The organism is Polaribacter sp. 2305UL8-11, from assembly GCF_058147165.1.
Genome location: NZ_JBYVJW010000024.1, coordinates 1 through 12,721 on the forward strand (window position 1 = coordinate 1; position 12,721 = coordinate 12,721).

Consider the following 12,721-nt stretch of genomic DNA (forward strand, 5'->3'; position numbering starts at 1 on the left):
CGCGGATTTTCTTGGTTTGTGTTTTTTTAGTAACTTTACTAATGTACCAAACGCAACTTTTCTTACACCAAAACGTTAGCAACAATTATGAAAAAAATCTTGCAGATATTGATGATCGGAATTTTGATTGGGTTTTCGTCTTGCAAAGAAAAACAGAGTGAAAAGAAAACCTTGAATACCGAACTAACATATGTCGAGAAAATAAAAAATCTATCGGACAGCATAAGCATCCAAGGAATAACAATCAAAAACCTTTTCAAAAGCCAAATTTTAGCACATCAAGGAGCTGAATTTGATACTACAATGATTATCGAAAAGGTTTACAAACCGCATCAATCACTTTGGAACAATTGCTACGGAGTGATTTTCGGAGAAGAAAATAGTGACAAATTCAACACGACAAGCGGAATGGTGGAATGGAATAGAACACTCTATCTCGAGAACAGGGCTTTTTTTGACCAAAGAGTACAATCGCTCTTGGAAATGAAACTTGACTCTGTTCTGGAAAAGAACCTTGCAAAATTTAACCTATTAGTACCGCACAAGGTAGAATCGACAATCAGTATTTTGTTCACACCAATAACTGGAATTTTATTTGGCGGTTGCGATAATGACCAATTTTGCATTGAGCTAAATTACAAGGAACAGGATATTGTATACACAATTGAAAAAGGAATTCCGCACGAATTAAATCATCTTGCTTACGAACCTTTTCGAGAAAACGACCCGAAAAAAGATTCTGCATTGCGACAAACCATCGACGAGGGATTTGCCTGCTATTTTACTTGGGTCTTTTTCGATGGACAAATCTCAAAGTATGAAGCCGTCGAGAATATGACCGAAAGCGATTGGAATTGGTATATGGAACACGAAAGACAATTATTCACAGAATTAAAACAATATTTCGACGATGAAAGTGGCGACAACCCGCTATTGAGGAACGATAAACTAAAATTGTTCGAGGACGCACCAAAAAGTCTTAATTATTGGCTGGGTTTCCGAATAATCGAAAAATATGTGGAAAAGAATGGACAAGATAGCTGGAGAGATATTTACGAATTGAATGTTGAAAACGTCCTTCAAGAAAGCGAATATGAACAATATATAAACGGACTAAAATAACTGTTGCTAACATTGGCTATAAGTAATTACTTCTACTCGCCTACTTCTGAAAATCCTTGCAAATTTTCAGTTTGGTGTGTACTTGCAAAGTTAACCGCTAATCCACGCAACTACTCATAGCCGAGCCGTTAGCAAACATAAAAAACCACTCCAAGTTTACATTTAACGAAACTTTTTTATATATTTGTATCATAGTTTGACTTTGAAACAGAAATGACAAAACGATTTGAAACTAAATTACTAGAAGAGGCATTTGAATTTATTGAAAAACAAAACCTCAAAGCTAGAAAGAAAATATTTCAGAACATAAGAAGAGCCGAACAACAATCTGATCCAAAGTTTTTCAAAAAATTGACTGACAATATTTGGGAATTTAGAACGCTGTATTCTGGAATTCAATATCGTCTTTTAGCATTTTGGGACAAGGATAATAAAATCGAAACTTTAGTGTTTGCTACTCACGGAATTATTAAGAAAACCAGCAAAGTGGATAAGAAAGAAATAGACAAAGCCGACAAGATTAGAAAAACGTATTTTAAAAATAAAAAGAAATGAAAAGTTATACTTTAGACCAAGCAGAAGACCTTTTAATTGGAAAAAAGGGAACTCAAGAAAGAGATGAATATGAATTTGAGTTAAAACTTGAATTGATTGGAGATATGATTAAAACAGCTCGAAAAAAAAGAAAACTAACTCAAGAGCAATTAGGAGAATTAGTTGGTGTCAAAAAAGCTCAAATTTCTAGACTTGAAAATAGTACAGGAAATGTCACTTTTGAAACCGTAATGAGAATTTTTAATGCTTTAGGAGCAAAAATGAATTTGAACTTACAAATCTAAAAATTACGTTTGCTAACAAAGTATAAAATTAATTGCTTGGTAAAAGCCTACTTACGAAAATCCTAGCGGATTTTCTATTCGGTTTTTATTTGCTAAATTAAGTGCTTAAACACGCAACTAATCTTATACGAACCGTTACCTGCAAGCTGAAAAATGAACCCTGATATAGAAATAATCTGTCCGAATTGCCAATCGAAAGCGAATTTTTATGCTGACGGAACTACAAATGAATACGTTGTTAAACCAAAACATATTGGAAAAATGAGTTGCGGGAATTGCGGAATGAATAAAAAAATCGAAATATTGTCTGAAATGTATTTTTATCAAATTCCAATTGACGATAGAGTCTTATACGCAAGAACATTTGACAACCTATTGCGTTTGAGAAATTACTTTTCTGAAAATTTGAGAATGAATTCTGACCCTGAATTGGACTTCCCTAAATCTTTTTATAAAAATCGGAATAAAATTGTTGAGCTAATAGATAAACGAATAAAGCCAGCCAGTAGGTAAAAATGTTTCAAGATTCAATTACTCTAAAAAATAGACATCAGAAATTCATAAAGACAGTTTCTGAAAATGGAATAGTTTACGGACTGAAAAGTAAAAACGGATTTGCAACATCAAGTTCCACCCAATTTGAGGATGATAATGGAAATCCAATTGGAATGATATGCTTTTGGGCAGAAAAAGTTCGAGCTAAATCCTGCGCTAAAGATGAATGGAAAAAATACAAGGCGACCGAAATTTCATTGGCTGAATTTATGGAAAATTGGTGTATTGGAATGGCTAATGATAGACTTCTAATCGGAACACAATTCGACCAAAACCTGTTCGGATATGAAGTAGAACCATTGGATTTGATTATAGAATTAACGTCTGAATTAAAATCAATCGGAAAGGATTTGACGTTCAGAAAATTTAACGGAATTGCGGACTTGGAAAAGCAAGCAAATGAAATAATAAATGAATAAAAGCCAGCAGGTAACAATGGCTATAAACAATTGCTATTACTGGCTTATCCTGAAAATTCCTTCGGAATTTCCAGCTTGTCGTGTACGTGCAAAAGTCCGTGCTGACACACGCAACTGTTCATAGCCGAGACCGTTGTGGTGCATTTGACCAAACAAGGCTCTATTCAATAACTTAACGCAACAAATTGAAAATGAAAGAGTTTTTTAAAGACATATTTGAATATCATACTCACTTTAACCAAAAGCTGGTTGAACAACTGGTTGAATATGAAAATAAAATACCTGAACGGACAATTCCTCTCTTTTCTCACTCGATGAATGCCCAACAAATCTGGAACGCAAGAATAACTGGAAAAGAAAAACTGGGTGTTCATCAAATACATTCACTCGAACAATGTTCTATAATTGACAATGAAAATTATCAAGAAACGCTTAAAATAATTGATGAGCGTGAATTAGAAGAAAGAATTAAATACGAGAACTCAAGAGGAACGGAATTTGACAATTCAATCCAACAGATTTTATTTCACGTAGCAAATCATTTCAGCCATCATAAAGGACAAATCATTTCGGATTTAAGACAAAGCGGAATTGACCCAATTGTAACTGATTATATCTTTTACAAACGATAGATGAAAATAAAAAACGACACCACAACATTGGCTATAAGTAATTGCTTGTTCTCGCCTACTTCTGAAAATCCTCGCGGATTTTCAGCTTGGTGTGTACTTGTAAAGTTAATCGCTAAACCACGCAACTACTCATAGCCGAGACCGTTGTGTGTCATTTGAAAACCAATCTTGAGTGAAAGAATATTACTGCATTAATTTAAAATTCAAAAACACCGAAATTTCATCTGAAATCTTTCATTCCCATTTGTACGTTTCCGACAAAGAAATGTATTTTCAAATAATCGATAATAAACCAAATTCTCAAATTGACAGACATTTTATGATGTCAAAAGGTGCACACGGACTATTTGAGGATAATTTTGAAATAACCGAAACTGAAATTGGACTTTTTCTTGATAAAAGCAAAATTTACAGAACAACTTCATTTCAAACTGACTTACAGAATACATATTTTACTATTTATGTGAGCAAAATCGCCATAGTATTTCCAAATAAGCACAAAGAATACATAAACGAGGGAAAAGCTTTTCTAAACAAAAACGGACTGAAAGTGGTAAATACTTTTTACTCTTTTTTCACCAACCTGAAAGACAAAAATACTTTCTCAATTTCGAGAATAAATGGAATGTCTGAATACTACGAAGCAAAACCTCTTACCTTTAGACCTGAACTGGAATTCACAAATAACGAAACACGAGGCAGTGAAGAATTTACAGTTAAGAAAACACCTTCTATCAACTATAAATTTGATAACGCTGATTTTGAAAAAGTAAAAAGAACAATTCAAATAATCTGCAACTTTTTATCATTTTGTTTTGGAATTCGCATTATTTGTGAGAAACTGACTTACAGAACGGAGGAACAAATTTTTGTCTTTAGAGACACATCGCCTAACAACAAAACATTCGTTTCTGATTTTGCTGTAATCTTCTATCATTTAGAAGAAAATTATAACATTCAAAAAATACTCAAAACAGATTGGTTCTCGAGCTATCTAAAAAATGAACAAAAATTTAATAAAGCGATAGATAATTATTTACATTCCAGAGAAGTTGATTTAAACGCATCCTTTTTATTGCTTTTTAATATAATTGAGATTTTCAATATTAAACAAGAAATTGAAAAATTTGATCTTAAGGCATCAAAAGAAGATAATTTCAATAAGGCATTTGAATTAATTTCTCAAACTTTAGAAAATAGCGAAGACAGTGAATTGCTAAAAGACAAATGGAACGGGTTAATTAATAAAATTGAAATAAAACCTTTAAAAAGCCCATTGGAAGAAACTTTAAATTTGAACAACATCAATCCAAAGGATTTTGGATATTCTTTTGGGAAATTAAAAACGACTCGAGATAAACTAACTCACGGAAGTGTGAACTCGATAAAGGAAAAGGATTTGAAATCTCAAATTTACTGTTTGAGAAAAATAGCTATAAGGTTAATTTTAGCTAACTTGGGATTGAAAAATGATTTAAAAAACGCCACACAACAATGGCTATAAGTAATTGCTTGTTCTCGCCTACTTCTGAAAATCCTCGCAGATTTTCAGTTTGGTGTGTACTTGTAAAGTTTCGTGCAAACCCACGCAACTACTCATAGCCGAGTACGTTAGCCACAATATGAAAATCGCAATTCTAAAAATAATTTTACTATTTAATTTACTAACTTTTGGTCAAGAAAGTTCCGAAAAAAGCAAACTCGAAATTATTGCGGAAAAGATTGGCGATTTAGATAAAGATGGAATAGATGAAAAAGTTATTGTCTATGAAACAAATGAACCAACTGAATATGGAAATATAAGAGAAATTTGTATTCTAAAAAAAGTTGACGGAAAATGGAAAGATTGGAAAAATTCCAAAAGTGCAGTATTGAAAAGTGGAGAAGGCGGAATGATGGGCGATCCTTTTGAAGGAATTGAAATACAAAATGGAATTTTAAGTATTAACTTTTTTGGAGGAAGTAGTTGGAAATGGTCTTACACAGACAAATATAGATTTCAGAACAATAGATTTGAATTGATTGGTTATTCAAGTAATTACTTTAAACTTTGTCAATATTGGAGTTCTGTTGACTTCAATTTATCAACTGGAAAATTAATTTCTAAAAAGGAATATGAAAAGTGTGAAAATGAAGAACAACAAACTTATAAGAGAGAAAACGAAACGTTTTACAAGAAAAATATTGAGATAACTTTACAAAATCGGCAAGAAAGAGAAATAAAGATATTGACACCAAAATACAATCGTGAAATTTACATTGCGAATGGAAATGAATAAAATACTGTGGCTAACACCGTATATAATTTATTGCTGGCTTTTTGCTTACTTACGAAAGTCCTCGCAGATTTTCAGTTTGGTGTGTACTTGTAAAGTTTCGTGCAAACCCACGCAACTACTCATAGCCGAGTACGTTGGCATTAATTAAAAACGAAAATAGAAAACATTAAGAAATCCTTGGAAACAAGGGTAGACAATATGCTCTGCAATGGTTTTGTTCCAGTAGCTTTTTTAGTAACCTTAAGGTTCATATTGAACCAAATAACCTTTAAAAAAAATACGAATATGGAGCAAATAATCAGAAACAATAAAGTCAGAACAAATATTAAGAATGGAATAAAATCTACGATTGAGACAGTTTGGGCTATTGGGACATCCATTGCAGGCGCTATTGCGCTAAAGAATAATTAGAAAATCTGAAAATGACTCATACAATTAAGATGTTTTTAAAGTTAGGAAGTTTAGAAAACATAACTGACCTTTATGAAAATGGAACGATTTATATAAATACTATAGAGTATTTTAAAAAAATTGAGGATAATGATTTACGTGGAGACAATTACGAAGGAGCATCTGAAATTATAAATTCTCTTCCTGGAACTTTTAGAATACCTGGAATTGACCGTGATTTTAAATATGAAAAAGTTCATTTAAAAAAATCATTTGACCAAGTTTTAGGAAATATTTATTCACTTTACTGCATATCTTCAAAGGGTTTTCCAAATCCATTAGATTTTCGGATAGACGAAAAGAATTTAAGATTTGGTACGCATTGTTTATTAATTAAAAACAGTCAATATTTTTTCGATAAAATACAATCTGAATTAAAAAACAAAGGATTTGACTTTCGACACGGATTTGTAAGCTATTATGACAAAGATAATGTCACCAACAAAGAACTGACTTTATTTGACAAACCAATGGAATTTGAATATCAAAAAGAATTTCGATTCTATGTTCACAATAATAAACTTGAGCCGATTAAAATACGAATTGGTAGTTTGAAAGATTATGCAGAAATAATTCAGACAAAAGATTTAACTGAATTAACAATTGAATTGAAAAATAACTAATGCCAACACCGTGTATAATTAATTGCTTGGTTTTAGCCAATTTACGAAAGTCCTCGCGGACTTTCTATCTGTATTTTATTTGCTAACTTTAGTGCTTAAATCAAGCAACTAATCATACACAACAACGTTGGGCATAATTAAAAACGAATGAGAATTATCGAAATAAATGGGAACAAGTTTTCAAATCAGAAAGGTTTTTATCGAGAAGTGGAATCTAAAATGACTTCAGGTTTAAATTGGAAAATTGGTCGAAATTTAGATGCTTTTAATGACGTTTTATCTGGAGGATTTGGAATTCACGAAGTGGATGAAAAATATATTTTAAAATGGCATCGAAGTGAAAAAAGTAAATCGGAATTAAAATATTTTGACAAGATAATAGAGATAATTAAAGAACACGAAAATATAGAATTACAATTAACATAAATGCTATTCTGGAAAACTGAAAATAGAATTGAACGAAAACAAGAATTTTACTCAAAGATTAAAGAGTATTATGTTGGAATTGCTAAAAATCAAATCCCAATAGAATTACTAAATGAAATAATTTTAAAAGTAACTAACAGGATTTATGATGATTATAAGAGATTTTGGAAACAATATCCTAAATCCCGAAAAAGATATTCAACTTTAAAAATGTCTGATATTGAGAATCCTTTAATTCACTTTATGATAACTGATTTCTTTGAAGAAAGGAATATAGCTGAAAGTCGGAATTTTTCAAAAATTCTGTTTAAAAAGAATGAGAAGGAATTTAATGAACATTTGGAATATAAAAACTGGTACGAAACGAAATAAAAACTATGCCCAACACCATATATAATTTATTGCTGGCTTCTTGCCTACTTACGAAAATCCTCGCGGACTTTCTTTGTCGGTAATTATTTACTAAATTAGTTGCTTAAACCACGCAACAAACCATATACCAACACGTTAGCCTTAATTAGAGAAAAAACCAAAAATGATATTCAATAACAGAAAAAGGAAACAAGCAGTAAAAGACTTTTTTGAATATGTAGAATCTGAATTATTAACTAATGAAGAAGATTCAGAAGTCATTAATGGAGTAAAAAAACAACTAAAAAGCGGAATTGAACTAATAGAAAATAATGAATGGGGAATTGCGTTTGAAAATCTCTCTTCAGAATTAGTTGAGCATTACATTATAGTTGATAGAAAAGGAAATGATTTAGTAAAAAAAGTAATTAAACTCTGTAAATTAAATAAAAAATGGGAATTTGATTTAAGGAGAATAAAATCACTTGGTTATAAAATGGGAAGTTGGAAATTAACTGATTCTGAAAAATTAGCTAAAGAAAACAAATACACATTTTACAAACCAAGCAGAGAAATATTAAAAAATCTAAAAGTTGGTAATATTGTAAAACTCACATTTGAATTTGAATCTTCTAATTCAAAACATCCAGGAGCAGAAAGAATGTGGCTTGAAATTACCGAAATAAAAGAGGAGAAATTTAAAGGAAAATTGGACAATCATCCATTTTATCTTCACGAATTATATGCTGGAGACGAAATTGAATTTGAATATAAACACATAATTGACCACGATTTAGAATTATCTGAACCCAATCTTGTAGACAAATATTATGATAGATGTTTTGCTACAAATAAAGTATTGTATGAAAATGCACCAATAAACTATATTTATAGAGAGGAACCAATGGAAAAAGATGAAGAAAGAGATTACGTAGATACTGGTTGGAGAATTTTATCAGGAGACGAATCTGATGAATATATGGAAGATTCAGAAAATATTAGTTTAGTTTCAATTGGTTCTATTTTATCCAGAGATGATTCGTTTATCGACTTATTCGAATCTGAAATTGGAACAAGTTTTGAGCGTAATGAAAATGGAATATTTAAAGAAATTACCGAATAATAACTAAGGCTAACAACGTGTATAATTCATTGCTATTACTCGCCTACTTGGAATTTCCTTCGGAAATTCCTCTGGTTCGTTTTTGTTTACTAAATTAGTTGCTGAAACACGCAACGAAATCATACACAAACACGTTAGCCACAAGTTGAAGAAACAGATGAACTACGAAATACCAAATGCATATAATTGGTTTGCGAAACTAAATTTAACGCAATTCATTCCTTGGAATTTTGAAACGGATATTAATCCGAATTCATCAATTAACGAACGATTTAAAATTGAGTGTGAACAAAATCGTGAAGTTCTGACTTTTGGGCGAAGACAAGATATGGACACATTTGTCGGATTTGAAATTGTGAGCGGAAAAGTAACGGAAAATGTAATTGTATTTCATCCTTCATTTGGGACGAATGTGAAAGGTTGGAATATCATCGAATCTGAACACTCGGATTTTTTTGACTTTATGCATAAACGTGTTTTACCTGAAATGAAAGAATGGATTCCTGAAGATGACGTGAATGATTATATCGAAACTAATTAAATCTTTGTAAAAAATGTGTGAAGATTGTTTTGATAAAGAATATTATGGATTTCCTTCTCAAGTTGAATTTGAAAAATTTGAAGAAATTTTAGACCAAAAATGTAGTTCTGAAAAAGTTCAAATACTGGAATCACAAAACGAAAAAGAAAGCGGATTAATGGACTTCAGAATGTATTATAAATGTAATACTTGTGATGAAAAATATGCAATGTCAATTCCTGATAACGCTTGGAGAGGTTATTTCTTAACTGAACAAAACGCAATTGAATATCATAATAAATTAAAAGAATCAGATAAAAAGAAAAAATATGGTTGTTGGATTATTTTAATTCTAATAATAGCAATCGGAATTTACTCATTATTGAAATAAAACCAGTGGCTAACACCGTATATAATTTATTGCTAGTTCTAGCCTACCTACGAAAATCCTCGCGGATTTTCTATTCGGTTTTTATTTGCTAAATTAGGTGCTAAACCACGCAACAAACCATATACAAACACGTTAGCAACAAGCAAAATAAACATCGCAAATGAAAACACTCGCATTAGTAATTGGAAACAATGATTATTTAGGAGACTCCAAACTTGACAACGCAGTTAATGATTCTCAAGCTATTGCAGAGACTTTTGAGAGACTAAATTATGATGTTATATCCAAAATAAATTGTAAATCAAGTGACTATGGAGAAGCTCTGACTGAATTTGAAAAAAGAGTTGTCAATTATGACGCATTAATATTTTATTTTGCTGGTCACGGATTCCAGTTTGGAGGTGAAAATTATTTAGCTTCAATAGAATGTCCTATTGAAAACCCAAATAAACATATTTGCGAAAGAACCTGTATAAGATTAACCGAAATAACTGATATAATAAGAGAATCTAACACAAAAGTCAACATAATTATAATTGACGCTTGTAGAAGAAGTTTTGAAAGAGGAGTATCTAATTCGTTCACCCAAGTAAATGCACCTGAAGGAACAATAATTGCATTTTCAACATCACCTGGAGAAGGAGCAAAAGATGCAGGAATGGAAGGTCATAGTTTATATACTGGAGCTTTATTAAAATATTTGGGTCGCGAATTAATGTCAGTTGAAGAATTGTTTAAAAAAGTTAGAAAAACTGTGTACAATTTATCAAATGGAAGTCAAACAAGTTGGGAACATACTTCACTTGTTGGTGATTTCTTTTTCAATACTGGTCAAATGGTACATTCTGTTTCAATTCCTTATGATGAAGTAGTCGTTAAAGACAGAATGTTTCTGTCTAAAGGAACTACTATAGATAAGATAATAACTGATTTAGCTTCTAGTAATTGGAATGCACAAAATCCTGCAATGGATAGGTTTAATTCTTTAAATCCTACACAAATAAATAAAGATGAACAATTTATTATTGGAAGAAATATTTTGCAGTCTGCTGGCTACGCACATAATTCAACTAATTTTATGGATAATTTAGGTACAAACTTATTTAAATATAATAATAATAATAATAATAATAATAATAATAGAGAAAATCATCTACTAAATGGAATGTTATTCGAAATTTATTTTGATAATAATGGAGATTTCAGAAGAGGAAATTTCAAAAACTACTATTCAGATAAAGTTTTTGAATTAAGACATTTACCACAATTTAAAAAATCATTTGAATTTATTACAAATGCTTTGTCTCCTTTTAATAATGAGCTTTTTTACATCCCCTCAAATGTTGACAGAGTAATTGATATAGACATTTTAGCATCAGTTAAAAAAGTCAATGGTACAAGTGGCAATGAAGTAGAATATCAAATTATTGAATCTATTATTTGTCAAAATAAAGACATAACAAAACCTATTAGTTCAATTACTCAAATAGGGACAAATTCAGAATATTTAAAGAAAGTATTATCAGAATATTTAGTCGCACCAATTGAATTACTTAACTTAAATGAAAATATAGAAATCAAAAAATTAGCTTTTAGAAAAGATTTGGAATAAAATGAGTAAAGCCAGTTGCTAACACCGTATATAATTTATTGCAAGTTCTAGCCTACTTACGAAAACCCTCGCGTATTTTCTATTCGGTTTTTATTTGCTAAATTACGTGCTCAACCACGCAACAAACCATATACAAACACGTTGTGCGTCATACCAAGAAACCCAGAAATAAATGATAAAAATCCCATTGAATAGAGCCATTCAACTTTTAGAAGCAAGACTTTCAGAGGTTGATAAACCGCAAACTGATTTGAAAGCTTTAAAAAGTCGTCTTAAGATTGATGTTGAGGGAATATTTGGACAAGGAAGTACGCAAGCATTTACTGTAATTGGTCTTGACACATTACATTTTGACAAACCCGATAAACTTGCAAAATGTAAAACGACTTTCAGGCAAACCATTCAAGGTTGGATTGAGTACATTAAGGATTTTAACATCATAGAAAAAGAAAAGATTGAGATTTCCGAACAAGAGTATAAAGAAAAGTACAAGGCTCTACAAAAAAAATGGAATGATTTAGTTCCTGAATATAATCAACTACTAACTGATTACGAAAAAACCATTGGGAATTACGATGATGCTCTTTCCGAATTGAAAATCTTACAAGACAAATTGAGCGAAAAACAAACTTTAGGAGAAATGATAAAGATTTTGTTTTTAGGAGCGAGTCCAATAGACGAAGTTAAATTGAGAATTGATGAAGAAGTAAGAGACATTGAAGGTGGATTAAAATTAGCTGCTTTAAGAGACCTTTTTGAACTTAAAACTGAATGGGCTATAAATACGAAAACATTACAACAAGCGATGCTTGACGAGCATCCAACTATTGTGCACTTTTCAGGTCACGGAGATGCAAGCGGAATTGCTGTTGAAGACTCATTAGGTAATGCAAAACTTATCGAAAATGATGCAATCGGAAGTTTATTTGAACTTTTCTCTAAAGACATAAAGTGTGTTGTTCTAAACTCTTGCTACTCAGAATCACAAGCATTAGAAATATCAAAACACATTCCCTATGTAATTGGAATGAAAAAGTCTGTTAATGATAAAGCTGCGATAGCTTTTTCAGTTGGATTCTACACAGCATTGGGTGCTGGAAAAGACATAGAGTTTGCTTTTAGAATGGGAGTTGTCGCAGTTAAATTGGAAGGAATTGCAGGAAGTGAAATACCTGTGTTATTAGGATAATGGAAAAGTACGAACGCACAACAATGTATATAAAACATAGCTAATATAGGCTTTCCAAGAGGTTCGTGTGTATTTGCAAAGAACGCCAAATTTTTAAATTTGGCTTTTAAAATAAAGGTAATGTGGCAAAAAATGGTTGGTAATTTTTACATCAAGATTTGTTATATTCCCAAAGTTAATTTGAACAGGA

16 protein-coding genes are annotated in these 12,721 nt (G+C 31.1%); all 16 read left to right on the plus strand.

Annotated elements, in window-relative coordinates; genetic code table 11:
* Window positions 1-87: 87 nt before the first annotated feature.
* The 16 genes from ACY2RW_RS15945 to ACY2RW_RS16020 all read left to right on the plus strand — a co-directional run bounded on the left by ACY2RW_RS15945 (window position 88) and on the right by ACY2RW_RS16020 (window position 12,531).
* Entirely contained in the window at window positions 88-1,122 is a 1,035-nt protein-coding gene (locus ACY2RW_RS15945; protein WP_490123730.1) for a gliding motility protein GldB-related protein, read from the plus strand.
* Window positions 1,123-1,335: 213 nt separating this feature from the next.
* A complete protein-coding gene (locus ACY2RW_RS15950; protein WP_490123731.1) occupies window positions 1,336-1,677 on the plus strand; it encodes a type II toxin-antitoxin system RelE/ParE family toxin in 342 nt (113 codons plus the stop codon).
* Window positions 1,674-1,961, plus strand: coding sequence for a helix-turn-helix domain-containing protein (locus ACY2RW_RS15955; protein WP_490123732.1), 288 nt, complete (start codon window positions 1,674-1,676; stop codon window positions 1,959-1,961). Before ACY2RW_RS15950 ends, ACY2RW_RS15955 begins: the two co-directional genes overlap by 4 nt.
* 153 nt (window positions 1,962-2,114) lie before the next feature.
* The gene (locus ACY2RW_RS15960) at window positions 2,115-2,474 is read left to right on the plus strand and encodes a hypothetical protein (RefSeq protein ID WP_490123733.1); all 360 of its coding nucleotides are present in this window, start codon (window positions 2,115-2,117) and stop codon (window positions 2,472-2,474) included.
* A gap of 2 nt (window positions 2,475-2,476) precedes the next feature.
* The gene (locus ACY2RW_RS15965; RefSeq protein WP_490123734.1) at window positions 2,477-2,935 is read left to right on the plus strand and encodes a DUF2750 domain-containing protein; all 459 of its coding nucleotides are present in this window, start codon (window positions 2,477-2,479) and stop codon (window positions 2,933-2,935) included.
* A 191-nt stretch (window positions 2,936-3,126) separates the two neighbouring features.
* Entirely contained in the window at window positions 3,127-3,567 is a 441-nt protein-coding gene (locus ACY2RW_RS15970) for a DinB family protein (RefSeq protein WP_490123735.1), read from the plus strand.
* Window positions 3,568-3,739: 172 nt separating this feature from the next.
* Window positions 3,740-5,071: a hypothetical protein gene (locus ACY2RW_RS15975; protein WP_490123736.1), complete on the plus strand. Its 1,332-nt coding sequence runs from the start codon at window positions 3,740-3,742 to the stop codon at window positions 5,069-5,071.
* 118 nt (window positions 5,072-5,189) lie between these two features.
* The gene (locus ACY2RW_RS15980) at window positions 5,190-5,846 is read left to right on the plus strand and encodes a hypothetical protein (RefSeq protein ID WP_490123737.1); all 657 of its coding nucleotides are present in this window, start codon (window positions 5,190-5,192) and stop codon (window positions 5,844-5,846) included.
* 422 nt (window positions 5,847-6,268) lie between these two features.
* Window positions 6,269-6,919: a hypothetical protein gene (locus ACY2RW_RS15985; RefSeq protein ID WP_490123738.1), complete on the plus strand. Its 651-nt coding sequence runs from the start codon at window positions 6,269-6,271 to the stop codon at window positions 6,917-6,919.
* A 147-nt stretch (window positions 6,920-7,066) separates the two neighbouring features.
* The gene (locus ACY2RW_RS15990; RefSeq protein WP_490123739.1) at window positions 7,067-7,345 is read left to right on the plus strand and encodes a barstar family protein; all 279 of its coding nucleotides are present in this window, start codon (window positions 7,067-7,069) and stop codon (window positions 7,343-7,345) included.
* Window positions 7,346-7,717 carry a hypothetical protein gene (locus ACY2RW_RS15995; RefSeq protein WP_490123740.1) on the plus strand — a complete coding sequence of 124 codons (372 nt, stop codon included), beginning with the start codon at window positions 7,346-7,348 and terminating at the stop codon, window positions 7,715-7,717. It begins immediately after the preceding gene.
* Window positions 7,718-8,192: 475 nt separating this feature from the next.
* Window positions 8,193-8,819 carry an immunity protein Imm33 domain-containing protein gene (locus ACY2RW_RS16000; RefSeq protein ID WP_490123745.1) on the plus strand — a complete coding sequence of 209 codons (627 nt, stop codon included), beginning with the start codon at window positions 8,193-8,195 and terminating at the stop codon, window positions 8,817-8,819.
* Between the two features lie 157 nt (window positions 8,820-8,976).
* Window positions 8,977-9,360: a hypothetical protein gene (locus ACY2RW_RS16005; RefSeq protein ID WP_490123741.1), complete on the plus strand. Its 384-nt coding sequence runs from the start codon at window positions 8,977-8,979 to the stop codon at window positions 9,358-9,360.
* A gap of 13 nt (window positions 9,361-9,373) precedes the next feature.
* Window positions 9,374-9,730 (plus strand): hypothetical protein, encoded by a 357-nt coding sequence (locus ACY2RW_RS16010; protein ID WP_490123742.1) that lies wholly within the window; start codon window positions 9,374-9,376, stop codon window positions 9,728-9,730.
* A gap of 160 nt (window positions 9,731-9,890) precedes the next feature.
* Window positions 9,891-11,342 (plus strand): caspase family protein, encoded by a 1,452-nt coding sequence (locus ACY2RW_RS16015; protein ID WP_490123743.1) that lies wholly within the window; start codon window positions 9,891-9,893, stop codon window positions 11,340-11,342.
* 172 nt (window positions 11,343-11,514) lie between these two features.
* Window positions 11,515-12,531, plus strand: a complete 1,017-nt coding sequence (locus ACY2RW_RS16020; protein ID WP_490123744.1) for a CHAT domain-containing protein — start codon at window positions 11,515-11,517, stop codon at window positions 12,529-12,531.
* Window positions 12,532-12,721: the final 190 nt, after the last annotated feature.

What these genes read in the sequence shown, in the direction of transcription:
- ACY2RW_RS16010 (WP_490123742.1), top strand. Translation starts at nt 9,374, where the DNA reads ATGTGTGAAGATTGTTTTGATAAAGAATATTATGGATTTCCTTCTCAA.
- ACY2RW_RS15995 (WP_490123740.1), top strand. Translation starts at nt 7,346, where the DNA reads ATGCTATTCTGGAAAACTGAAAATAGAATTGAACGAAAACAAGAATTT.
- ACY2RW_RS15965 (WP_490123734.1), top strand. Translation starts at nt 2,477, where the DNA reads ATGTTTCAAGATTCAATTACTCTAAAAAATAGACATCAGAAATTCATA.
- ACY2RW_RS15960 (WP_490123733.1), top strand. Translation starts at nt 2,115, where the DNA reads ATGAACCCTGATATAGAAATAATCTGTCCGAATTGCCAATCGAAAGCG.
- ACY2RW_RS15980 (WP_490123737.1), top strand. Translation starts at nt 5,190, where the DNA reads ATGAAAATCGCAATTCTAAAAATAATTTTACTATTTAATTTACTAACT.
- ACY2RW_RS15985 (WP_490123738.1), top strand. Translation starts at nt 6,269, where the DNA reads ATGACTCATACAATTAAGATGTTTTTAAAGTTAGGAAGTTTAGAAAAC.
- ACY2RW_RS15945 (WP_490123730.1), top strand. Translation starts at nt 88, where the DNA reads ATGAAAAAAATCTTGCAGATATTGATGATCGGAATTTTGATTGGGTTT.
- ACY2RW_RS15955 (WP_490123732.1), top strand. Translation starts at nt 1,674, where the DNA reads ATGAAAAGTTATACTTTAGACCAAGCAGAAGACCTTTTAATTGGAAAA.
- ACY2RW_RS15970 (WP_490123735.1), top strand. Translation starts at nt 3,127, where the DNA reads ATGAAAGAGTTTTTTAAAGACATATTTGAATATCATACTCACTTTAAC.
- ACY2RW_RS16020 (WP_490123744.1), top strand. Translation starts at nt 11,515, where the DNA reads ATGATAAAAATCCCATTGAATAGAGCCATTCAACTTTTAGAAGCAAGA.
- ACY2RW_RS16015 (WP_490123743.1), top strand. Translation starts at nt 9,891, where the DNA reads ATGAAAACACTCGCATTAGTAATTGGAAACAATGATTATTTAGGAGAC.
- ACY2RW_RS16005 (WP_490123741.1), top strand. Translation starts at nt 8,977, where the DNA reads ATGAACTACGAAATACCAAATGCATATAATTGGTTTGCGAAACTAAAT.
- ACY2RW_RS15950 (WP_490123731.1), top strand. Translation starts at nt 1,336, where the DNA reads ATGACAAAACGATTTGAAACTAAATTACTAGAAGAGGCATTTGAATTT.
- ACY2RW_RS16000 (WP_490123745.1), top strand. Translation starts at nt 8,193, where the DNA reads ATGGGAAGTTGGAAATTAACTGATTCTGAAAAATTAGCTAAAGAAAAC.
- ACY2RW_RS15990 (WP_490123739.1), top strand. Translation starts at nt 7,067, where the DNA reads ATGAGAATTATCGAAATAAATGGGAACAAGTTTTCAAATCAGAAAGGT.